We start from the raw sequence: 22,183 nt of genomic DNA, 5'->3' as shown, positions 1-22,183 counted from the left end.
CCGCGGCGGCGACCGCTCAGCGGTCGTCGCCCACCACCACCCGGCCAGCAGGATCGAATTCGGCCGTGTCCAGCGTGGCACTGCGCCAGCCCAGGCCGCAGATGGCCATCGCGCTCTGCCCGATGCCGTCGAAACCGAAGGCACGATCGACATCGGCATCGTTGATGGCTGCGGTGACGAATGCCGCCAGGCCACGCTCGGTCGCGCACAGGTACAGCAGCTGCGAGATGTGGCCGACATCCAGCGTCACCGCACGATACGCCTTGGCGTGGTTGCGGTACTTCCAGAAGCAGCGGTCGTACCGCGGTGCCAGCACCAGCAGCGCCGGTGCATCGGCGAACCACTCCTGACCGGACAGCATCCGCCGTGCCAGCGCGGGCAATGCATCAGGCGGCGGCGAGGGCAGCGGCAGCACGGCGTGCTGCACCGGGTGGTAGTGGTACAGGCCCGGTGCCAGTCCTTCCACGTTCTGCACCAGCAGGAAACCTTCGGTGGGATGCAGGCCGCCACCGGAGGGCACGTTCTTCTTCAGGAACTCGGTATCACGCTCGACCTTCTGCACCGCGTGGGCCATCAGCGTGCGCTGCAGCACCTGGGCCAGCAGCGGCAATGGCAGCGCGCGCTGCGGGTCGAAATTGCGGCAGGTCGTGCGCTGCGCCAGCAGCGCGTCGAACGCCGCCTCTTCGCTGCGCGGCAACGGCTGGTAGTCGCCCTGCAGGGCCTGCACCACCGGTGGTGGCGGCCCCAGCCGCTGGCGCAGGCCGGCAGCGGTATCCAGCCCCTGGCGACGCATGTCCTCCACGCTGTCCACCGCCTGCCAGCGCGCATGGCGATGGGCCAGTGCGGCCAACGGCCACCACTGGCTGCGACGCAATGCCTCATCACGCATCTGGTGCCCGACCTCATCCGGCGGGTCGGTCAGCACCAGCCCCTGCTCGACCAGGCGCGCCAGCATCGCCGGAGAGGTGCCGGCCGGCGGTTCGCTCCAGCGGTGCGCGCTGAGCTCGCCCAGCAGCTGGCGCTCCTCGGCGTCCACCGGCAGCGGCTGGTCCAGATGGGCGGCCAAGGCCACCCAGCTGATCTGGCTGTCCATCTCGGCCTGGCCGGCCAGCATCGCGCGCAGGTCCAGGGTGACCGACTCGCGGGGCTCGAACATCAGGCTGGCGCAGCGGCGCAGGCGCATGGGTTTCCTTCCTTCTGCCGCACAACCGGCATAGCAGCAACGACCGCGAAGCGGCCAACTTTAGCGACATGCACGCCACCGCCCTCAATGGCAGGCTGTCGCGGCCGATACGAGAAAATCAACCTACGGACGATCTCCATGAGCACCCATCCCCGCCTTTCCGCCGAAGACGCCAGCACCCTGCTGGACCACCTCATCGGCAACGACGACTTCCGCAACCACTTCACCGCATCGCCGGGCAAGGCCCTGGCCTCGATCGGCCTGGACGGTGCCGTTGGCGAGAACGACTGCATGAAGATCGGCACCCTGGCTTCGGTCGAGGAGCTGCGCCGCACCCGCGATTCGCTGCATGCGTACCTGAGTGCCTCAACCGCCTCGATGACGGTGGTGTTCTGCTTCGAAGCCGACCGGATCGACGAGCGCGTCAACGCCTGAGTCCGCATCAGCGCGGCACCCGCACCGACGTCGCCTCCGTGGCGATGTCGTGCACATTCAGGGGCTGCCAGACCTGCATGGACGCCACCTCGGCAATGGCCTGACCGTGGTGCCGGGCCAGCCAGGCCTGCTCGCGGCGCACGCCGGCAGTGTCCTGCTCGGCACGCAATGCCTGCAGCAGCACAACATGGGCCTGCACCGGTTCGCTGCCATCAAAGGTGGGCTCGAGCAGGTGGCGTGCCGCTTGCGGACGCTGTTGCGCCAGTTCGGCCATCGCCAGCACAACCCGGCGCCACTTGCCCACCACAGGGCTGCGCTGCCGCTCCAGCAGTTCGCCGTGGTCACGCAGCCACTCTGCGGCCAGCGCATGCTGGCCCTGGCGCTGGGCCAGATAGGTCAGGGCCAGCAGCTGCAGACTGCGGCTACCCACGGCGGAGTCGTCGTTCTTCCGCAGCAGCGGTCGCAGCATGGCGGCGATGGATTCAAGCTCCTTCGCATCGCCGGCCGTGCACAACGTGGTCACGGTGGCGTGTTGCAGGCGCTGATGGATCTGGTAGTCGATCAGATCCGGTGCCGGGCCATCCGCAGCGATCGCGGCATGCAGGCTGCTGCAATCACGCTGCTCCGCAGCCACCAGCAGGTTTGCCCGCAGGCGCATGCGCTGTTGCAGGTCATCCCCCCGCGGCAACCGCATCAACAGCTGCTTTGCCTGTGCGTCCAGGCCCTGCGCAACCAGCACGTCCACATCCAGGTCGTCGGCCTCGTCATTGCCGCGCAGCATCTGTGCCTGGTGCAAGGTGCGCATTGCCTGCTGCGGCTGGCCGAGGCCCAACTGTGCCCGCGCCAGATGGATCATCGGATACAGCCGCAACGGGTCCTGAGGCACCGTCGCGGCGCGCGCATAGGGCGCGGCCTCGGCGAAGCGATTGTCCTGCAGCAGCCCCCAGGAGGTATTGGACAGCCCCGCAAACGAATCCGGATAGATCTTGGCCAATGCACGCCACTGTTCCAGCGGCCAGCCACCGGGTTCCAGTTCGGCCTGCCAGCCCTTCAGGTACAGGCGCTCACGCGCGGGCAAACGCTGCTGCTGGGCGAGCGCGTGCTCCAGCGCGTCACGCGCGTCCGCGACCTGCGCGGTGCGGGCCAGCAGCTTGGCCACGCCCATGTAGGCCAGGGCGAAACCGGGATCGATATCGATCGCCGCCTGGTAGAGGTTGCGTGCTTCTTCGAAGCGACGCTGGCCCAGTGCGCTTTCGGCCAGGGCAAACGCACGCAGTGCGCGCAGGTCCTGGGTCGATGCCCGCGGCAGCGGCAACGACTGTTCCAGGCTCGCCACCGATTCGCCCAGTCCGCGCCGCAGGCGCCCGACCACGTCGTCCACCGCGAACACCATCTGATCGGATCGATCCACGGTGGCGGTGAACGTCTGGATCACCTGGCCGGTGCCGGGTGCGGCGACGTCGATGGCCAGCTCATAGCCACCAATCTTCTGCCGCACGGTCGGCAACAACACGGCGCGCGCACCCTCGCGCACCGCCACCTCGGCCGCGGTATCGCGGTTGAGCCGGGTATCGCCCGAGAGCCGCGCCATTTCCAGGCTCTCGCGGATCTTGCCCTCCGACAGCACGTTCACGTAACGCGACTGCTCCAGCGCAATCCGGATGGCGTGCCGCATCGAGTCGTCGAAGATCGGGTCGCCAGTGAGGTTGTCGACATCGCCGAGCACCACCCAGTCGCGCTCGGCGAACGCGATCGCCGGTTCCGGTCGCAGCAGCAGCCAGCCGCCCAGCACCACCACCGTCAGTACCAGACCTTCAGCGGCCAGCACCAGCGGCTGCCGCCACAGCGGCAGGTCACGGCGCGCCTTGGCATTGGCACGCGGCATGCGCAACGGCGCCGCACCGATCTCGCCCACTTCGATCACTTCCTGCACCACCGGCACGCCCTTGAAGCGCCAGCGCCCGTGCGACTTCCACAGCAGGCGCGCGCCGCGCTCGCCCAACGCATCGGTGGCGCGGCGGGTCAGTGATTCGGCCACGGCCGACAACAGGATCTGGCCAGGCCGTGCCAACATCATCAGGCGCGCCGCCATCGGCTTGGCCAGCCCTTCCACTTCCATCGACTTGGCGCCGGCGCGCACCGCTTCGGGACTGTTGTCCCAGGTCAGTACGTCACCCACATGCAGGCCGGCACGCGCACGCAGTTCAATCGAACGCTGCTGGCCCAGCGTGTGCAGTTCGCACTGGTAGTCCAGCGCGAAACCGAGCGCATCGATGGCGCGCTCGAACAGCATGAACAGACCGTCGGAGCGATCGATCAGCTGGCCATTCCAGCGGTGCTGCAACACCAGCACCAGGCGGTCGTGTTCCTGGAACAGGCTCGCGGCCGCGACGTCGCCGATCCGCTCGACCAGCTGCAGCGAATCACACAGATCGGTGAACAGCAGGGCGCGTAGCTGGGGGCTATGCGGGGCTGACGTTCCGTTGTCGCCATTCATCGCCTGCATCTCCCTATGGGCCGTCCGGAGCATCCACCCAGCGCAGGCAGTTGCCGCCATCGCGCTTGGCCTGGTACAGCGCGCGGTCCGCACTGGCATACCACTCGCTCCAGCCGGCCTCCGGCGCCAGCAGGCTGGCACCGATGCTGACCAGGCTGACATGCGGCGTGCCATGACTGCGTTCGAGCAGGCCATGCACCGCGCTGAGGATGAACTCGGCCGCGTGCTGCACGATCTCGTGATTGCCACGGCGCAGGATCAGGCAGAACTCATCGCCGCCGAGGCGGCAGGCCAGGTCCTGCTCACCGGCCATCGAGCGCAGGATGTTGCCCATGCTCTGCAGCACACGGTCGCCGGCCTGGTGGCCGTGACGATCATTGATCTGCTTGAAGCGGTCGCAGTCGATCAGCAGCAGGGCCTGCGGCAACCCGCCACCGTCGGCGCGGCACTCCTGCAGGTACAGGGTCAGGCCACGGCGGTTGTGCAGCCCGGTCAGTTCATCGGTACGCACCAGCTCACGGGTGTGGGTCAGCTGATGGGTGGTGATGTACAGATTGTCCAGCGCGGTTTCCAGATCATGGTTGCGCCGGCGCAGCTGGCTGATCAGGGCCTGCTCGTTGGTCAGCACGCGCATGATCGTGCGCCGCAGGAAGTAGGCGACCAGGCCGGGATCGGATTCCACCAGGCGATGGAAATCGGCCGGGCCCAGCTCCAGTACTTCGCAGTCGGCCAGCGCGCGTGCACTGGCGCTGCGCAGGTGATCACCGACCAGCAGGCCAAGCTCACCGAAGAACTCATGCTGGCCGAGCGTCTTGATCACCAGGTCCTCGCCGAAGTCCAGTTCGATCTGGCCCTGGAGGATCACATACATCCGTTCGCCGCGATGGCCACGCTGGAACAACCACTGTCCGGCATGAAGCTTGCATGGACGGGCAAATCTGGCGAACAATGCCACCTCGGCAGCGGACAGCAGCGCGTGCACGATCTCGGCCATCGCCACCCGGGCGATACCTGACGTCACATCACTGTTCTCGGCCGCACCCCTGCCGGTCATTCCCTGCACCCGCCGCCAGCGTCCCCTGGTGAGCCGCGGAGCATAGCACCGCTTTAAAGTGTGCGCCCTATCTCATTTTGACCCTTCTGCCGATCTTGATTGATGTGAAGATCGGTAGTGGCCCGTTCTGGTCACGGGTGTCCGGGCAAAACCCCTGCGGGATCAATCCGATGCCGGGTTTCACAGGGTTTCGGCCAAGTTGCCGGCACACGGGGTGCGCCTGATTGACGCTGCCTGCTGGCCGCGCCTTTGCATCGATACAACAACGCCGGCAGGTCCCCCGACCGGCCGGCGTTGTCTGGCCCTTCCCTGGCCACCCTGATCGCTCTGAGGCCCGGTAGTGCCGGCCGCTGGCCGGCAACCATCTGGACCTCGGGAACATCGACGGGTTGCCGGCCAGCGGCCGGCACTACCGCATCACGCAGCGCGTTCGCTGCGCCCGCCGTGGAACTGCTCTTCCTCGGTCGAGCCGGTCAGCGCGGTGGTCGACGACTGGCCCTGCTGGATCGCCTGGGTCACCGCGTCGAAGTAACCGGTACCGACCTCACGCTGGTGCTTTACCGCAGTGAAGCCACGCTCGGCCGCTTCGAACTCGGCTTCCTGCAGTTCCACGAACGCGCTCATCTGGCGGCGTGCATAGCCGTGGGCCAGGTTGAACATGCCGTAGTTCAGCGCATGGAAGCCGGCCAGGGTGATGAACTGGAACTTGTAGCCGTAGCTGCCCAGCTCGCGCTGGAACTTCGCGATGGTGGCGTCGTCCAGGTTCTTCTTCCAGTTGAAGCTGGGCGAGCAGTTGTAGGCCAGCAGCTTGCCCGGGAACTTCGCATGGATCGCCTCGGCGAACCTGCGTGCGAATTCCAGATCCGGCTTGCCGGTCTCGCACCACACCAGGTCGGCGTAGGGTGCATAGGCCAGGCCACGGCTGATCGCCTGGTCCAGGCCATTGCGGGTCTTGTAGAAGCCCTCGACGGTGCGCTCGCCGGTGGCGAACGGCTTGTCGTTGCCGTCGATGTCGCTGGTCAGCAGGTCGGCGGCTTCGGCATCGGTACGTGCCACCAGCAGGGTCGGCACGCCCAACACGTCGGCGGCCAGGCGCGCGGCGTTGAGCTTCTCGACCGCCTCACGGGTCGGCACCAGCACCTTGCCGCCCATGTGGCCGCACTTCTTCACCGAGGCCAGCTGATCCTCGAAGTGCACGCCGGCGGCACCGGCCTCGATCATCGCCTTCATCAGTTCGAAGGCGTTGAGCACGCCGCCGAAACCGGCTTCTGCATCGGCCACGATCGGCTGCAGGAAGTCGATGTCATCCTTGCCTTCGGCATGGTGCAGCTGGTCGGCGCGCAGCAGCGTGTTGTTGATGCGCTTGACCACCGCCGGCACCGAATCGGCCGGGTACAGCGACTGGTCCGGGTACATCTGGCCGGCCAGGTTGGCGTCGGCCGCCACCTGCCAACCGGACAGGTAGATGGCCTTCAGGCCAGCCTTGACCTGCTGCATGGCCTGGTTGCCGGTCAGCGCACCCAGCGCGTTGACGAACTCGCGCTCATGCAGCGACGCCCACAGCTTCTCCGCACCCAGGCGGGCCAGCGAGTGCTCGATGTGGACGGTGCCGCGCAGGCGCACCACGTCGGCGGCGCTGTAGTTGCGCTGGATGCCTTCCCAGCGCGGGTTGGTATCCCAGTCGTGCTGGATCTGTTCGGCAGTGGGCAGCTTGCTCATGTCTTTCTCCAGTTCGGTTCGTGCGTGCAGCGGGGAGGGAAACGGCGTGGAAACGCGGGCGGGAGTCAATCGATGCGCGCGTAGGCCGGCAGGGTCAGGAAATCGGTCAGTTCGTCGCTGCGGCTCAGTTCGCCGAGCAGGGTGATGGCTTCGCCGATGCGTGTACCACCAGGCAGCGCGGCGGTATCGCCCAGCCGTGCCGGCAGCTGCGAGAGAGTGGAATCCAGCAGCGCCAGATCGATCGCGGTGCCGTCGTCCAGTTGCTGGCCAGGCGTATGCAGCCACTGCCACAGCTGGCTGCGGCTGATCTCGGCGGTGGCCGCGTCCTCCATCAGGTGGTGGATCGGCACGCAACCGTTGCCATCCAGCCACGCCGCCAGGTAGCGCACGCAGACTTCCACGTTGCCTTCGAAGCCGGCACGGGTGATGGTGCCCGGCGGGCGCGCGATCAGTTCATCGCGGCCCACGCGCACATCCTGGCGCAGCACGCTGTGCTGGTTCGCACCGGGCATGTGTTCGTCGAAGATCGCCATCGCCACTGGAATCAGCGCCGGATGCGCAACCCAGGTGCCGTCATGGCCGGCGGTGACTTCGCGCAGCTTGTCGGCGCGCACCCGGGCCATCGCCTGTTCGTTCGCCGCGGCATCGTTGTTGATCGGGATCTGCGCGGCCATGCCGCCCATCGCATGCGCACCGCGGCGGTGGCAGGTCTGGATCAGCAGTTCCGAATACGCCTTCAGGAACGGCTGTGTCATAGTCACCTGGCCGCGTTCGGGCAGCACGCGGTCGGCGTGGCGGCGGAAGGTCTTCAGGTACGAGAAGATGTAATCCCAGCGCCCGCAGTTCAGGCCGACGATGCGGTCACGCAGTGCGTGCAGGATCTCGTCCATCTCGAACACCGCCGGCAGCGTTTCGATCAGCACGGTCACCTTGATCTGGCCGTGCGGCAGGCCGAGCATGCCTTCGATGTGCGACAGCGCGGTCTCCCACAGCGCGGCCTCTTCCATGCTCTGCAGCTTGGGCAGGTAGAAGTACGGGCCGCGGTCCTTGGCCTGCAGGGTGCGGGCGTTGTGGAAGGCGAACACCGCCGCGTCGAACAGGCCGCCGGCGATGAACTGGCCGTCGATGCGCACGTGCTTCTCGTCCAGATGCCAGCCGCGCGGGCGCACGATCAGCACGGCCTGTTCGTCGTACGGGCGCAGCGTGTAGTGCTTGCCATTGGCGGCGGTGAATTCCAGATCACCACGCACCGCCGCCGCCAGCGACTGCTGCCCGGCCAGCAGGTTGCGCCAGGTCGGCGAGGTCGAATCCTCGAAGTCGGCCATGAACACCTTGGCGCCGGAGTTCAGCGCGTTGATGACCATCTTCGGGTCGGTCGGGCCGGTGATCTCGACGCGGCGGTCCTGCAGCGCGGCCGGCAGCGGCGCAACGCGCCAGTCGCCGCTACGGATCGCGGTGGTGTCTTCACGGAAGTCCGGCAGGCCGCCCTGGTCGAAGAACGCCTGGCGTTCACGGCGGGCCTGCAGCCGTGCCTGCCGGCCCGGTTCCACCGCACGGTGCAGCGACACCAGCAGGGCCAGCAGCGGCGCCGGCAGCACGGTGTCCTGACCGGCCACGCGGGTCGCCAGGGCGATGCCGGGGGTGGCCTTGCTGGCAGGGGTGGGAACAGCGGAAGCGACGGCGGACATGGGGCGACTCCAGCGGTGGGGAACGCCTCCACGGTGCCGCCCGGGCCGAGTATTTGGCAAAACAGTTTTTGCAATGCTCTACATAAGTTGTGCTAATACTTGTAACGCCATGACCACGCGCCCCTCGCCAAGTCCGCGTTTTTCCTACAAATCCGACCGGTTGAAGCCGTTGCGCGCGTTCTGCCAGACCGTGCGTCTGGGCTCTGTCTCACGGGCGGCTGAGGCATTGTTCGTCAGCCAGCCGGCCATCAGCCTGCAGTTGCAGGCCCTGGAACGGGAGCTGGGCGTGCCGTTGTTCGAGCGCAGCGGGCGTCGCCTGGTGCCCAGCCGCGAGGGCCAGCTGCTGTACGAAATGGCGCAGCCGCTGGTGGAGAACCTGGACGGGCTGGAGGCACGCTTCCGCGACAAGGTACGCGGCCTGGATGCGGGCGAGCTGAACATCGCCGCCAACAGCTCGACCATCCTGTACCTGCTGCCGAAGATCGTCGAACGCTTCCGCCTGCACTACCCGGACGTGCGCCTGACCCTGCACAACGCGATCAGCGCCGACGGCACCGACCTGCTGCGCGAGGATGCCGCCGACCTGGCGATCGGTTCGATGACCGATGTGCCGGCCGACCTGACCTACGCCCCAGCCTACCGCTTCGAACAGGTGCTGATCGCGCCGCATGACCATCCGCTGGCCAAGGGCGGCGAGCTGGAGTTGGCCGATATTGCGCGCTATCCGCTGGTGCTGCCGCCGAAGCGGCAGATCACCTACCGGCTGGTGGACCAGGTGTTCCAGCGCCACCGCATCGCCTACACCGTGGCGCTGGAGGTGGGCGGCTGGGAGGTGATCAAGCAGTACGTGGCGATGGGCATGGGCATTTCCATCGTGCCGGCGCTGTGCCTGAACGAGGCCGACCACGAGCGGCTGGCGGCGCGGTCGATGAAGCGCTGGTTCCCCGAGCGCAGCTACGGGGTGATCGTGCGGCGTGGCAAGGCGTTGTCGGCGCAGGCGCGGGCGTTCATCGAGCTGATCCAGCCGGAGTTGTTCAGTCCGCGCGATTACGACCAGAGCGGGCATTCCGAGCGGTAGGGGTGTTCGGCAGGGCTGCGCCCTGCACCTGCCGAGGCCGAAGCAACGGCAACAGCGGGCTATCCGTGGGATGGCGGTGCGCTGTGGGTGGGCAGGACACGCCGTGAACCCATCCCTGGGGGCTCGATGGCGCCATCCATGGCGCCAACGGTCCTGCCCACCCACAGCGCACCGCCTCTGACAGTTCTCCGCGGCTGTTGGTAGGTGTCGACCTTGGTCGACACGTCATCAATGATCGAAATGGGCTTTTGTAGAGTCGAGCCATGCTCGACTGGCGGAAAAACGATCAAAGAAGACGCCAGGCACGGTGCCGGTCTGGCTAGACTGGCGCCATGTCCATCGAACTGCGCCACCTGCGTTACTTCCTTACCGTCGCCGATACGCTGCACTTCGGCCAGGCCGCCGAGCGGTTGGGGATGTCACAGCCGCCGCTCAGCCAGCAGATCCGCCAGCTGGAAGATCTGATCGGGGCGCGCCTGTTCGTGCGCAGCCACCGTCGTGTGCAGCTGACGCCTGCCGGTGAGCTGCTGCAGGAGCGTGCACGCGCCATCGTGCAGCAGGTGGAAACAGCGGTGGACGAGGTGCAGCGCGCGCAGCGCGGCGAGCAGGGCGAACTGCGTATCGGCCTGACCCGGGCCACGCCACTGTCACCGCAGATTCCGCGTTCGATCCTGCGCTACCGCCAGCAGTACCCGCAGGTACGGCTGCAGCTGAGCGAGATGAACACGCTGCAGCAGATCGATGCGCTGCTCGACGGCAGCCTGGACGTGGGCATCATCCGCAAGCGCGCGTTGCCGCCGGAACTGGTGGCGCACAGCCTGTTCGTCGATCCGCTGGCGTTGATCGTGCATGCCGGCCATCCTGCCCTGCACAGGCTTTCGAAGCAGGGCACGTTGTCGCTGCGCGACTTCGCGCAGGAGCCGTTCGTGGCATTTCGCCGCAGTGCCGGTGCGGGCATCCATGACCACATGATCGCGTTGTGCGCGGCCGCCGGGTTCACGCCGCGCATCGCGCAGGAGGCGGGCGAAGCCTCGACCCTGATCAGTCTTGCTGCTGCCGGCCTGGGTGCGGCGATCCTGCCGTCGTCCTGCGATCACATCCGGGTGGAGGGCGCGCGCTTCGTGGCGCTGGCCGATGCCGGTGCGCATTCGGAGGTGCAGCTGGCGTGGCACCGCGAGGGGGTGACGCCGCTGATCCGCAATTTCGCCGGGTTGTTGCGCGAGGCGTTCGTGGAGGGCTGAGCGTGCCCCCCCCGGTAGTGGCCAACCCTGGTTGGCCCACGACCACAACGCCGACCAAGGTCGGCCTCTACCAGACCAGGATCACGCGGTCACCGGCTGCGGGGCGCGCTGCTGCAGCGCCCAGACAATGCCACCGCCGATCAGGGTCAGCACGGCGGCGAACAGGCACACACCCCGCCAGTCCCACGCCGCATAAGCCAGGCCGCCTAAACCACCGAGCACACTCGAACCCAGGTAATAGGCAAACAGGTACAGCGCCGAGGCTTCCGCGCGCATCGTGCCGGCACGGCTGCCAACCCAGCTGCTGGCTACCGAGTGACCGCCGAAGAAGCCGAACGTCACCAGCGCGATGCCGAGTGCCATTGTGCTCAGCCAAGGCAATGCCAGCAGCGCGATGCCGGCACCGATCAGCGCGAACGAGATCGACAGGATGCGGCCGCGTCCGTAACGCGTAGCCTGCTGGCCCATCCACGCCGAACTGAAAGTACCCACCAGGTAGACGCTGAAGATCAGGCCTACCACGGTCTGGCTGAGGTGGTACGGCGGCGCCAGCAGGTGGTAGCCCAGGTAGTTGTAGAGGGTGACGAACACGCCCATCAGCACGAACGAGGTGGCGAACAGCCACGGCAGGCCCGGGTCGGCGAACAGCATGCGCCAGCGTGACGGCAACTGACGCAGGCCATCCCGGCGGGGGTGGAAGTGACGCTGTGGCGGCAGCTGCAGCCACAGCAGCACGGTGCTGGCCACGGCGATGATCGAGACCACGCCGATGCCCCAGCGCCAGCCCCAGTGGTCGGCGATGATGCCTGCCAGCAGTCGCCCGCTCATGCCACCGATGGCGTTGCCGCCGATGTACAGGCCCATCGCCAGGCCCAGCGCGCGGCTGTCCATTTCCTCGACCAGGTAGGTCATCGCCACGGCCGGCACGCCGCTCAGCGCCAGGCCCAGCAGGGTGCGCAGCACCAGCAGCGTGGTCCAGTCGTCCACCAGCGCGGTGCTCAGCGACAGCATGGCCGAGGCCAGCAGCGCAGCAATCATCAACGGGCGGCGGCCGACCGCGTCGGACAGCAGGCCGGCCAGCAGCATGGCCACCGCCAGCGTGCCGGTGGTCAGCGACAGCGACATTGCGCTGCCGGCGGCGGACACGCCGAAGTGGCGGCTGAATTCGGGCAGCAGCGGCTGCACCGTGTACAGCAGCCCGAAGGTGGAGAAGCCGGCCAGGAACAGCGCCAGCGCGGTGCGGCGGAAAGCCGGCGTGCCCTGCTGGATGCGGGTGTCGGAAGCGGGGTCAACAGCGTGGGGGCGGCGTTCGACGGTCGCGGCGGTTTCGCCAGTCATGGGATCGGTGGGCCGGTGGGGACGGCCGGGTATGGGAGGGAACGGGCCTCAGACTAGGCCCGTCCATCCAGTCGATCCATAACCTGATAGGTCAGGATTGATACACAGAAAGTATCAATTCAGCTTACAGGCGCTGCCACTCGAAGCCGGCGCCCCGGCGGTAGTACACCGCCACAGCGCGGCCGTAGACCTTGTCAGCGTCGACGAAGCCGAAGAAGCGGCCATCGAAGCTGTTGCCGCGGTGGTCACCCAGCACCAGCACCTTACCGTTGGGCACCACCAGATCGGCGATGTCCGGGCCGCCGCCCATGTCCAGATCGAGGCGGGCACGGCGTTCACCGAAGGCTTCCGCGTCCTGCAGGTCGGCGGTCTGCAGTGGCTGGCCGTTGATGCTCAGGTGCCCTTCGTGCAGCTGCACATGGTCACCGGCCACCGCGGCCACCCGCTTGATCAGGCGGGTGCCGTCGGCCGGCGAATCGAACACCGCCACCTCGCCGCGCTGCGGGGTGCCGGTCGCCATCAGTTCCTTGCCGGTAAACGGCAGGCGCAGCCCATAGGCACGCATGTCCACCACCACCCGGTCGCCGGGCTGCAGGGTCGGCTGCATCGAGCCACTGGGCACTACGTAGTGGTTGGCCAGGGTATCGCGGGCGGCGGCGAGCAGGCCGAGCATCACCAGCAACGGCAGCGCCTCTTTCTTCAGCCAGGCCAGCGCGCGTTCGGAAAAGGGAGGGCGGGCAACAGCGTCCATGGCAGGCTCCGGGTCAGTGGTAGCTGCATCAGACCACATCCGGGCCGAAGAGGTTCCCGCACCGGCTTGCTGTAGAGCCGAGCCCGCGCTCGGCTGCTCTTCAAGCGTCGGTGCACGCCAGCCGAGCGTAGGCTCGGCTCTACAGGATGGGTTACGCAGGTTTTACGCCGTGCCCCGGCCACGGGCATCGCACCTTTACGGCCAGCACGCGCATCGTGTCTCCACCGCGCCGCAGGGCGCATTCCGCAAGGTGTTGTATGACCCTCCTGGTGATCCGCCACGCGTCTCCGTCGGCGCCGCGCCCGCAGTTGCCGGCGCAGCTGAGCGGCCATCGCGTGCTGTGCAGCGACTGCGCCAGTCTGTCCGAAGTGGGCCAGTGCCTGTGCCAGCTGCAAGCGCGCTCGGCCGACTGGGTACTGCTGGATGTCGGTGCCGCCGACGAGGCGCAATGGCAGGCCGAAGGTGGCGCGCTGCAGGCGGCGCTGGAACGGCTGCCGGCGCAGTACATCGAGCTGCAGGCGCCCAGCGAGCCCGGCCTGGAGGCACGCCTGCGCCTGCAGCATGGCCCCGCCGCAGTGGTGGTGGACCAGCGCAGCCAGCAGGCCGGTTACCCGTTGTCGCTGGCCATCGTTGGCCGCCGCCTGGCGCAGGAGGGCTGAGCCATGTCGATCTTCATCATCCGCGGCCCGGAGGCGGCCGGAGCATTGATCCGCACGGCGATGCCACTGCCGGCGCCGGTACTGAAGTCGCTGGTGCATCGCGCGATCGATGCCGGCACCAGCGTGGCGATCCGTGCCTGCGGTTCGGAACAGGAGCTGCTGGATGCGCTGCGCGTGGCTGATCACAGCCGTGGCGAGGTGACGCTGCTCGATCCGGGTGCATGTGCCAACAGCCTGCGCCTGCAACGGTTGCTGCCCTATCTGCACAACGCGTACGTGGAAGTGCATGACGACGGCGCGGTGGCCGAGCCGTGCCTGCCGGCCGGTGTCGGCCAGCGCCTGGGCATTGCGGCCGGTTACGGTGCACAGAGCTATGTGCTGGCGCTGGATATCGCGCTGGACCACCTGGGGCTGGCCGAGCAGGCCAACCGGGTGCATGTGGGGACGTAGCGCTGTTTGTAGCGTCGAGCCATGCTCGACTGGCTTTTCGTGGAAAACCAGCCGAGGATGGGCTCGGCTCTACAAGGGCGCGAAAGGCAGCCGAGCGTAGGCTCGGCTCTACAGAAGAGCAAAGAAAAACGGCGGGGTTTCCCCCGCCGTTTTCGCTTTCTTATTTCAGCCCGCGGAACTTCAGCAGCGGTTCCACCGACGGGTCCTTGCCGCGGAAATCGCGGTACAGGGTCGACAGCTCCACACTGTTGCCGCGCGAGAGGATCTTGTCGCGGAATTCCTGGCCGTTGGCCGCGGTCAGGCCACCGTGTTCGGTGAACCACTGGTAGGCGTCATGGTCCAGCACTTCGGCCCAGAAGTAGGCGTAGTAGCCGGCCGAGTAACCACCGCCCCAGATGTGGTCGAAGTAGGTGGTACGGTAACGCGGCGGCACCTGCGGCAGGTCGACCTTGAACTTCTTCAGCGCGCTGGCTTCAAAGGCGCCGACATCCTGCAGCGGCGCGTCGGCCTTCTGCGTGTGCCAGGCCAGGTCCAGCAGCGCGGCCGACAGGTACTCGGTGGTCGCGTAGCCCTGGTTGAAGCTGCGTGCCTTGAGGATCTTGTCGACCAGTTCCTGCGGCATCGCCTCGCCGGTCTTGTAGTGCTTGGCGTAGTTGGCGAACACCTTCGGATCCAGCGCCCAGTGCTCGTTGAACTGCGACGGGAACTCGACGAAATCACGCGAGGTGGCGGTGCCGGCAATCGACGGGTACTTCACGTTCGAGAACATGCCGTGCAGCGCATGGCCGAACTCATGGAACATGGTGGTGACGTCGTCGAAGCTGATCAGCGCAGGCTGGCCGGCGGCCGGCTTGGTGAAGTTGCAGACGTTGTAGACCACCGGCTTGGCACCGGTCAGGCCGTCCTGCTCGACGAACACGTCCATCCAGGCGCCGCCGGACTTGCTGTCACGCTTGAAGTAGTCGGTGTAGAACAGCGCCAGCGAGGTGCCGTCCTTGTCGAACACTTCGTACACCTTCATGTCCGGGTTGTAGGTCGGAATGTCGGTACGCGGCTTGAAGGTGATGCCGTACAGCTGGGTGGCGGCGTAGAAGACGCCGTTCTGCAGCACGTTGTCCAGTTCGAAGTACGGCTTGATCTGCGATTCGTCCAGATCGTACTTGGCCTTGCGCACCTGCTCGGCGTAGAAGTCCCAGTCCGAAGCGGCGACCTGGAAACCACCCTTCTGCGCGTCGATCACCTTCTGGATCTCGCCGGCTTCGGCGCGTGCCTTGGCAGTGGCGGCCGGCACGGTGTCGGTCAGCAGCTTGAGCGCGGCAGCCGGGGTCTTGGCCATCTGGTCGCCCAGCTGGTAGTCGGCGAAGGTGTCGAAGCCGAGCAGCTTGGCCTTCTGTGCACGCAGCTGGGCCAGGCGCTGCACGGTCTGCCGGGTGTCGTTGGCATCGCCGCGCTCGGCGCGGGTTTCCGAAGCCTTCAGCACGGCGGCGCGCTGGTCGCGGTCGCTCAGCGAGCCGAGCACCGGCTGCTGTGTGGTGTTCTGCAACGGCAGCAGGAACTTGCCATCCAGCTTGCGATCCTTGGCGGCGGTGGCAGCGTTGTTGATCGCATTCTCGTCCAGGCCGGCCAGCTTGGCCTTGTCGTCGACAACGACGGCCGCAGCGGCCGTGGCGGCCACCAGACGGGTATGGAACTGGGTGGAAAGGGTGGTTTCTTCCACGTTGAGCTTGCGCAGGCTCGCCTTGTCGGCGTCGGACAGCTGTGCGCCAGCGCGCACCAGGCCGTCGTAGTAATGCTCGACCAGGCGCTTCTGCACCGGGTCCAGTTCCAGCGTGTCACGCTGGTCGTACAGCGACTTCACGCGCGCGAACAGCTTCGGATCGAGGTTGATCTCGTCCTGGTGCGCGGCCAGCTTCGGCGCCACTTCTTCCTGGATCTTCTGGCGTGCATCGTTGGTATCGGCCTGGACCAGGCCGAAGAAAATGCGCGACACGCGGTTCAGGGTCTCGCCGCTGCGCTCCATCGCCACGATGGTGTTGTCGAAGGTGGCCGGCTCGCTGCTGTCGGCGATCTTGCGCACGTCGGCCAGGTGCTGGCGCATGCCTTCCTCGAACGCCGGCAGGTAGTCGCTGTCCTTGATCTTGTCGAACTGCGGCGCCTGGAACGGCAACGTGCTGGCGCTCAGCAGCGGATTGGTGGAGGCTTCGGCCGGCTCCTGGGCCGGGGCTTTCTGGGCATCGGACACGGGGGTGGACTCCTTGCCGGAACAGGCCGCCAGCGCCAGGCTGATGGCGGCGGCCAGGACTACGGTACGCGACATGTAAAACACTCCTTGGGCAGACGGTACGGGATACCAGCCCTCCACCCTACTCCTGTCGCGCTCGCCCGGCATGTGCCGGACGTGGCGTCTATGCGGCGGCCTGCGGCAGGCTCAGACCGTACCGCGGGTCTTGCCCATCCACGGCCGGTAGAACTCGCGGATGGCGGCCATGTCGGCGGCATCATCGCCGCTGGGCGTGAACAGCGGGCCGATGCCGATGGTCTTTTCCGGGTAGTGGAAATACGCAGCCAGGATCGGCACGTCGGCCATCCGGGCGATCTTCAGGAAGCCGGCCTTCCAGTCCTTCACGGCCTTGCGGGTGCCCTCGGGGGTGATGGCGAACCACATCTTCTCGTTGTTGCGCAGCAGGTCCACCGCCTGGCCCACCGTGCCCTGCGGCGAGCTGCGGTCCAGCGGGATCACGCCCAGCTTGTGCAGCAGCGGGCCCAGCGGCCACCAGAACAGCGATGCCTTGCCCAGCACCTTGACCTTCATTCCCAGCGCGATCTTGGCCGCCATGCCCCACAGGCCGTCCCAGTTGGACGAATGCGGCGCGATGATGAACACCAGGCGGGGAATGTCAGGCAGGGTGCCGGTCACCTTCCAGCCGCCCATGCGCAGGGTGCAGCGCGCCAGCCAGCGCAGGAAGGCGTTGGGTTTGACCTGCGGCATCTGCGGCGGCACGGCCGGCAGCAACGAAGTCGGGTTGTTCAAGCAATCACTCCCAGTCACGTGATGAGCGCCCGCGCTTGATCTGCGCGCGCCCGCGTTTGGCGTCCAGACGACGCAGTTTCGACCCGAGGGTCGGCTTGGTGGCCTTGCGCGGCTTGGGCACGCTCAGCCCGGCCTGGATGAAGGCCGCCAGCCGCTCGCGCGCATCCTCGCGATTGCGATCCTGGGTCCGGAAACGTTGCGCGTCGATGACCAGCACGCCTTCGCCGGTCATGCGCCGGTCACGCCGCGCCAACAGGCGCGCGCGCAACGGTTCGGGCAACGAGGGCGAGTTGGCCACATCGAAACGCAGTTCCACCGCGGTGGAGACCTTGTTGACGTTCTGGCCACCGGCACCGCTGGCACGCACGAACCGCTCGACGATCTCGCCGTCGGGGATTTCAAGCTGCGCGCTGATGGTGACCGGTCCACTGCCCATCCGCGCATTGTAGCGGCAGCCACGTGCCGGAGTGCGGCATCGCGCACCGTATGCCGCCGATCAGGTACCGAACACGCCGCCTTCGCCTTGGCTGCGGGTATGCTGGCCGTCCCATGTACCGCAGGAAGCCCGCATGACCCGCACCGCACCCGCCCTGCCGTCCCTGCTGCGCCGCGCCGCCCTGCTGCTGGCGCTGGCCGTGGCCAGCGTTCCGGCCCTGGCCGCGCCACCGACCGATGGCGACATCAACCGCCTGCTGTCCGCGTCACGGGCGCAGAGCATGATCGACACCATGCTGCCGCAGATCGAGGCGATGCAGCAGCAGCAGTTCCAGCAGGTGGCCGCACAGCGCCAGCTCAACGCCCAGCAGCAGGAACAGCTGAAGCGGATCCAGGCGCGGACCAGCCAGACCCTGCGCCAGGCCCTGTCGTGGCAGCAGCTGCGGCCGATGTACGTGGACCTCTACAAGAAGACCTTCAGCAAGGAAGACGTGCTGGCGATGGCCGAGTTCTACGAGAGCGCGGCCGGCCAGAGCCTGCTGGACAAGACCCCGGCGCTGATGCAGAACGTGATGGTGGCCATCCAGGCGCGCATGCAGCCGCTGTTCGCGGATCTGCAGAAGGACCTGGAAGCGATCGTCAACGAGCCGGAAAAGAAATAACGGGGTGCGCCGGGCCACGCCCGGCCGCTGGCTGTAGAGCCGAGCCCACGCTCGGCTTACCGCAGCAGCATCAGGCGTCGTCCACCTGCCAGCCGAACAGGCCCAGCGCCTTCTGGAACTCGCGGTCCAGCGGCGCACGCACATCCACCGTGCCACCGTCCGGATGCGGGAAACGCAGGCGCTCGGCATGCAGCAGCATGCGGTGCACGCCCTGCATGCGGAAGATGCGGTTGTGGCGACCATCACCGTGGCTGGTGTCGCCGATCATGTGATGCGAGAGATGCTTCAGGTGCCGGCGGATCTGCCGGAAGCGCCCGGTCTGCGGCTGGCAACGCAGCAGCGCGTAGCGCGAACGGGTGAACTCACCGACCGGGACCGACAGCTCGCCGGTGGCCAGGCGCTGGAAGTCGGTGACCGCCGGCTTCTTCACCGGCTTGCCGGGGCCGCCATCCAGGTCATGGTCGACCTGCCAGGAGAGCTCGGCCGGCCAGCCCCGGCAGACGGTCAGGTAGTCCTTCAGCACCTCGCCGCCCATCAGGGCCTTGCCCAGTGCACTGGCGGTATCGCGGTCGAAGGCCAGCAACAGGCAGCCACTGGTGGCGCGATCCAGCCGGTGGACCAGGAAGATCGGGCGGCCCAGCTGCTCGCGCAGGCGGTCGGCCAGGAAATCGTCTTCGCCACGGGCCAGCTTGCTGTCGTGGACCATCAGCCCGGCAGGCTTGTTGACCACGGCCAGGCGTTCATCCAGGTGCAGCAGCTGCAGGGGCGCGGTGTCGGTCTCGACCGCGGCGAGGGTCTCGGGTTCGGTGCTCACCGCGGGATTATAAAGGCCTGCCTTCTGTAGAGCCGAGCCCACGCTCGGCGGCTCTGCGCGACCGGCAACAGCCTGCCAACCAAGGTTGGCACCTGCCTGTAGAGCAGTCAGGCGCTGCGTACGGCCAACAGCTCCCCATTGCCCACCGGCACCAGGCTGGTGCTGAAGTCCGGATCAGCCTCCAGCAGCGCCCGCAGCGGTTCCATCTGTTCTGCATGCGAGGTGGCGTTGTCCACCACCAGCAGGCCACCCGGGCGCAGCACGCGACGCAACTGCGGCCACCAGCCGGCGTATTGCCCGCGGTCCGAATCGAGGAACAGCAGGTCGACGCTGGCATCCGCGGCCAGCGCCAGCCACGGTCCTGCATCGTCGTGGACCAGCGTGATGCGATCGGCCAGGCCACTGCGCGCGAAGGTGTCACGCGCCATCGCCACCTTGTCCTCCGCGTATTCCAGCGTGGTCACGTGGCCGTCGATGGCGGCGGCAGCCTCGGCCAGCCACAGCGTCGAATAGCCGTTGGAGGTGCCGATCTCCAGCACCTGGCGCGCAGCGCCGAAGCGGACCAGCACGGACAGGAATTCACCTGTCTCCGGCGTGATGTTGAGCATGCGGCGGCCACGCGCGCTTTCGCGGGCGTCGTTGTCTGCGCCGAAGCGGGTCAGTTCGTCCTTGAGTGCCTGCAGCATGGGGCCTACTTCCACCACGCGCGCAGCAGCGCCACTGCGCCGACCGCACCAGACAGCCAGCTCCACGCCGGCACGTCGCCCCAGTACCAGCCCGGTGGCTGCAGCACATACATCAGTGCGGCGATGGCCAGCAGGCCGACGCCGGTGATCGCGCCGACCGCATGCTTCTGCAGGCGCTGCACGCTGGCATCCAGTGCGGCCAGGTCGCGCGAGCGCATCGACAGTTCGTGGCGACCTTCCACCTGCTGGGTCAGCCAGGCATGCACCAGGCGCGGCATGTCCGGCGCGTGGGTCATGATTTCCGGCAGGCGCTTGCCGATCTCGCGTACCACCCGGCGCGGGCTGTAGCGCTCGCGCAGGATCTTCGCCAGCACCGGCTTGGCCACTGCCCAGATGTCGATCTGCGGATCGAGCTGGCGGCCGACGCCTTCGATGTTCAGCAGGGTCTTCTGCAGCAGGATCAGCTGCGGCTGCAGGGTCAGCTGGTAACGCTGGGCCACGCGGAACAGCTTCATCAGCACTTCGGCCAGCGAGATCTGCGACAGCGGCCGGGTGAAGTACGGCTCGCACACCGAACGCACGGCCGCTTCCAGGTCATCGATGCGCACGTTGTCCGGCATCCAGCGCGCCTGCACATGCAGTTCGGCGATGCGGCGGTAGTCGCGGTTGAAGATGGCCATGAAGTTCTCGGCCAGGTAGTACTGATCTTCCTGCGAGAGCTGGCCCATGATGCCGAAGTCCAGCGCGATGAAGCGCGGGTTGGCGCGACGCGACGGATCGGTGTCGACCCAGATGTTGCCGGCGTGCGCGTCGGCATGGAAGAAGTTGTCGCGGAACACCTGGGTGTAGAACACCCGCACGCCCTTGGCGGCCAGCGCCTTGCGGTCGATGCCGGCCTTGTCCAGCGCGGCGATGTCGTCGGACGGAATGCCCCACACGCGCTCCAGGGTCAGCGCGCGCTCGGCGGTGTGGCTCCAGATCACTTCCGGCACGTACAGGTCGTCGCTGTTTTCCCAGAAGCGGCGCAGCACGCTGGCATTGGCGCCTTCACGCTGCAGGTCCAGCTCGGCGGACAGGGTGTTTTCGACCTCGGCCACCACTTCGCGCGGACGGATCTTGTCGGCGCGTGGATGGGTGCGCTCGACCAGGGCGGCCAGCGAATTGAGCAGGGCGATATCAGCGTCGATCTGCTTCTCGATGCCCGGGCGCAGCACCTTGACCACCACCTGGCGGCCATCGGCCAGCGTGGCCGCGTGCACCTGTGCGATGGAGGCCGAGGCCAGCGGTTCGGTGTCGAAACTGGCGAAGGCCTCGCTGACCGGCAGACCGAGCGCTTCCTCGACGATGCGACGCGCGGTCTCACCATCGAACGGCTTGACCCGGTCCTGCAGCAGAGTCAGCTCATTGGCCACATCCGGCGGCACCAGATCGCGGCGGGTGGACAGGATCTGGCCGAACTTGACGAAGATCGGGCCGAGATCCTGCAGCGCCAGGCGCAGGCGCGCACCGCGCGACTGTGCGGCGATGTCGGCCGAGGCGCGCGGCACGAACGGCTTGGCCAGGCGCAACCAGCGCTCGGCCGGTGTGCCCTGCAGCAGGTCGTCGAGGCGGTAACGCAGGATCACCCGGCCGATGCGGCTGGCGCGCAGCACGGCCTTCATGCGGCACCCCGCAGGCGCTGTACGCGTGCACCAAGGCGCTCCACGTCGTCGCGCAGCACGTCCACATCATCGTGGAAGGCATCCAGTTCAGCGCGCGGCACTACATCGCGCGATTCCTCGGTGATGAATTCTGCGGCGCTGTGGGCCAGGTCGACCGCGCCCTGGCGTGCGTGCTGCAGGGCGCTGCGCAGGGTATTGGCGACCTGCACGCCCAGTACCTCGCCGAACACGGTGACGAAGGGCTGCTGCCAGTCCGGGTCGAAGCCCTTGGCGAGCTGCTGCAGGCGGCGTGCCAGTTCGGCGTCGCCGGCCACGCGCACGCGGCCCTTGCCGTTGTTGTCACCGCGCCGTGCGTTGGCCAGCAGCGGCAGCTGCGCGAGCACGCCGGCCAGGCTGCTGCGCACGGCCAGGTCGGCTTCCTGCGCATCCACCGGGCCGACCCGCAGCTGGTCGCCGTCGACGCTGATGCGCATGGCCAGCGACGGCGCTTCCAGGGTCAGATCGATATGCCGGCCATCCAGGCTGGTCAGCGCATGGCGGGTATCCGGATCCAGCGCCAGCGCGCGGTTCAGGGCGATCTGCAGGGTGCGGCCGGCGACCGGCTTGAGGGACTTGAGCAGGGAGAGAGCCATGTGTGCATTCTACCTGCGTGGGTGGGGGGCTTGGGCCGGGCTGCCGCCCGGCACCCGCAGAGGCACCGGCCGCTGGCCGGCAAGATCAACATCAAAAGCGGGCTATCCGTGGGATGGCGGGGTGGGTCCGGTTGCGGGGGACGCTGCAAGTACGTCCATGTAGCTCGGT

General features: G+C 67.4%; 20 protein-coding genes. 6 read left to right on the top strand and 14 right to left on the bottom strand.

The window, feature by feature from the left end; translation table 11 throughout:
• Positions 1-16: 16 nt before the first annotated feature.
• Positions 17-1,183, bottom strand: coding sequence for a putative peptide maturation dehydrogenase (locus tag ACTJJM_RS11770; RefSeq protein ID WP_010487060.1), 1,167 nt, complete (start codon positions 1,181-1,183; stop codon positions 17-19).
• 138 nt (positions 1,184-1,321) lie between these two features.
• On the opposite strand from ACTJJM_RS11770, the gene ACTJJM_RS11765 reads away from it, so the two are divergent.
• On the top strand, positions 1,322-1,618 hold the full coding sequence (locus ACTJJM_RS11765) for an NHLP-related RiPP peptide (RefSeq protein WP_010487062.1): 297 nt from the start codon (positions 1,322-1,324) through the stop codon (positions 1,616-1,618).
• A 7-nt stretch (positions 1,619-1,625) separates the two neighbouring features.
• Here the strand turns inward: ACTJJM_RS11765 and ACTJJM_RS11760 are convergent, their stop codons facing one another.
• The 4 genes from ACTJJM_RS11760 to aceB all read right to left on the bottom strand — a co-directional run bounded on the left by ACTJJM_RS11760 (position 1,626) and on the right by aceB (position 8,576).
• A complete protein-coding gene (locus ACTJJM_RS11760) occupies positions 1,626-4,124 on the bottom strand; it encodes a putative peptide modification system cyclase (RefSeq protein ID WP_440865581.1) in 2,499 nt (832 codons plus the stop codon).
• Between the two features lie 4 nt (positions 4,125-4,128).
• Positions 4,129-5,169, bottom strand: coding sequence for a GGDEF domain-containing protein (locus ACTJJM_RS11755; protein ID WP_049410007.1), 1,041 nt, complete (start codon positions 5,167-5,169; stop codon positions 4,129-4,131).
• A 417-nt stretch (positions 5,170-5,586) separates the two neighbouring features.
• Positions 5,587-6,888: an isocitrate lyase gene (aceA, locus tag ACTJJM_RS11750; RefSeq protein WP_010487068.1), complete on the bottom strand. Its 1,302-nt coding sequence runs from the start codon at positions 6,886-6,888 to the stop codon at positions 5,587-5,589.
• Positions 6,889-6,953: 65 nt separating this feature from the next.
• On the bottom strand, positions 6,954-8,576 hold the full coding sequence (aceB, locus tag ACTJJM_RS11745; RefSeq protein WP_012478791.1) for a malate synthase A: 1,623 nt from the start codon (positions 8,574-8,576) through the stop codon (positions 6,954-6,956).
• A gap of 109 nt (positions 8,577-8,685) precedes the next feature.
• Here aceB and ACTJJM_RS11740 point away from each other — a divergent pair, with 109 nt between their 5' ends.
• Complete coding sequence (locus ACTJJM_RS11740; protein WP_071306331.1) at positions 8,686-9,654, top strand: LysR family transcriptional regulator; 969 nt, start codon at positions 8,686-8,688, stop codon at positions 9,652-9,654.
• 332 nt (positions 9,655-9,986) lie between these two features.
• Positions 9,987-10,895: a LysR family transcriptional regulator gene (locus tag ACTJJM_RS11735; RefSeq protein ID WP_235651253.1), complete on the top strand. Its 909-nt coding sequence runs from the start codon at positions 9,987-9,989 to the stop codon at positions 10,893-10,895.
• An 81-nt stretch (positions 10,896-10,976) separates the two neighbouring features.
• Here ACTJJM_RS11735 and ACTJJM_RS11730 read toward each other — a convergent pair whose 3' ends face one another.
• Positions 10,977-12,233 (bottom strand): MFS transporter, encoded by a 1,257-nt coding sequence (locus tag ACTJJM_RS11730; RefSeq protein WP_019337439.1) that lies wholly within the window; start codon positions 12,231-12,233, stop codon positions 10,977-10,979.
• A 124-nt stretch (positions 12,234-12,357) separates the two neighbouring features.
• Positions 12,358-12,984: a signal peptidase I gene (gene lepB / locus ACTJJM_RS11725; RefSeq protein ID WP_143994095.1), complete on the bottom strand. Its 627-nt coding sequence runs from the start codon at positions 12,982-12,984 to the stop codon at positions 12,358-12,360.
• Positions 12,985-13,241: 257 nt separating this feature from the next.
• On the opposite strand from lepB, the gene ACTJJM_RS11720 reads away from it, so the two are divergent.
• Complete coding sequence (locus tag ACTJJM_RS11720) at positions 13,242-13,643, top strand: hypothetical protein (protein WP_440865577.1); 402 nt, start codon at positions 13,242-13,244, stop codon at positions 13,641-13,643.
• 3 nt (positions 13,644-13,646) lie between these two features.
• On the top strand, positions 13,647-14,093 hold the full coding sequence (locus ACTJJM_RS11715; protein WP_004153636.1) for a 3-dehydroquinate dehydratase: 447 nt from the start codon (positions 13,647-13,649) through the stop codon (positions 14,091-14,093).
• A 160-nt stretch (positions 14,094-14,253) separates the two neighbouring features.
• Here ACTJJM_RS11715 and dcp read toward each other — a convergent pair whose 3' ends face one another.
• The 3 genes from dcp to arfB all read right to left on the bottom strand — a co-directional run bounded on the left by dcp (position 14,254) and on the right by arfB (position 17,560).
• Positions 14,254-16,410: a peptidyl-dipeptidase Dcp gene (gene dcp / locus ACTJJM_RS11710; protein WP_311068859.1), complete on the bottom strand. Its 2,157-nt coding sequence runs from the start codon at positions 16,408-16,410 to the stop codon at positions 14,254-14,256.
• A gap of 111 nt (positions 16,411-16,521) precedes the next feature.
• Positions 16,522-17,082: a lysophospholipid acyltransferase family protein gene (locus ACTJJM_RS11705; RefSeq protein ID WP_224329368.1), complete on the bottom strand. Its 561-nt coding sequence runs from the start codon at positions 17,080-17,082 to the stop codon at positions 16,522-16,524.
• A 46-nt stretch (positions 17,083-17,128) separates the two neighbouring features.
• A complete protein-coding gene (gene arfB, locus ACTJJM_RS11700; protein ID WP_005420755.1) occupies positions 17,129-17,560 on the bottom strand; it encodes an alternative ribosome rescue aminoacyl-tRNA hydrolase ArfB in 432 nt (143 codons plus the stop codon).
• 133 nt (positions 17,561-17,693) lie between these two features.
• Between arfB and ACTJJM_RS11695 the strand changes: the two genes are divergently transcribed.
• Positions 17,694-18,221, top strand: coding sequence for a DUF2059 domain-containing protein (locus ACTJJM_RS11695; protein ID WP_010487093.1), 528 nt, complete (start codon positions 17,694-17,696; stop codon positions 18,219-18,221).
• A gap of 70 nt (positions 18,222-18,291) precedes the next feature.
• On the opposite strand, the gene ACTJJM_RS11690 is transcribed toward ACTJJM_RS11695, so the two are convergent.
• From ACTJJM_RS11690 to ACTJJM_RS11675, 4 genes are all read right to left on the bottom strand, one after another.
• Positions 18,292-19,035, bottom strand: a complete 744-nt coding sequence (locus ACTJJM_RS11690; protein ID WP_440865574.1) for a pseudouridine synthase — start codon at positions 19,033-19,035, stop codon at positions 18,292-18,294.
• Between the two features lie 107 nt (positions 19,036-19,142).
• The gene (locus ACTJJM_RS11685; RefSeq protein ID WP_440865572.1) at positions 19,143-19,721 is read right to left on the bottom strand and encodes an O-methyltransferase; all 579 of its coding nucleotides are present in this window, start codon (positions 19,719-19,721) and stop codon (positions 19,143-19,145) included.
• Positions 19,722-19,726: 5 nt separating this feature from the next.
• Positions 19,727-21,382, bottom strand: a complete 1,656-nt coding sequence (ubiB, locus tag ACTJJM_RS11680; protein ID WP_010487100.1) for a ubiquinone biosynthesis regulatory protein kinase UbiB — start codon at positions 21,380-21,382, stop codon at positions 19,727-19,729.
• A complete protein-coding gene (locus tag ACTJJM_RS11675) occupies positions 21,379-22,014 on the bottom strand; it encodes a ubiquinone biosynthesis accessory factor UbiJ (protein WP_440865570.1) in 636 nt (211 codons plus the stop codon). The genes ubiB and ACTJJM_RS11675 overlap by 4 nt, the downstream gene beginning before the upstream one ends.
• Between the last annotated feature and the right edge of the window lie 169 nt (positions 22,015-22,183).

The sequence above is a fragment of the Stenotrophomonas sp. 22692 genome, assembly GCF_052045015.1.
Classification (GTDB): domain Bacteria; phylum Pseudomonadota; class Gammaproteobacteria; order Xanthomonadales; family Xanthomonadaceae; genus Stenotrophomonas; species Stenotrophomonas geniculata.
This window is presented reverse-complemented; position numbering and strand designations above follow the sequence as displayed.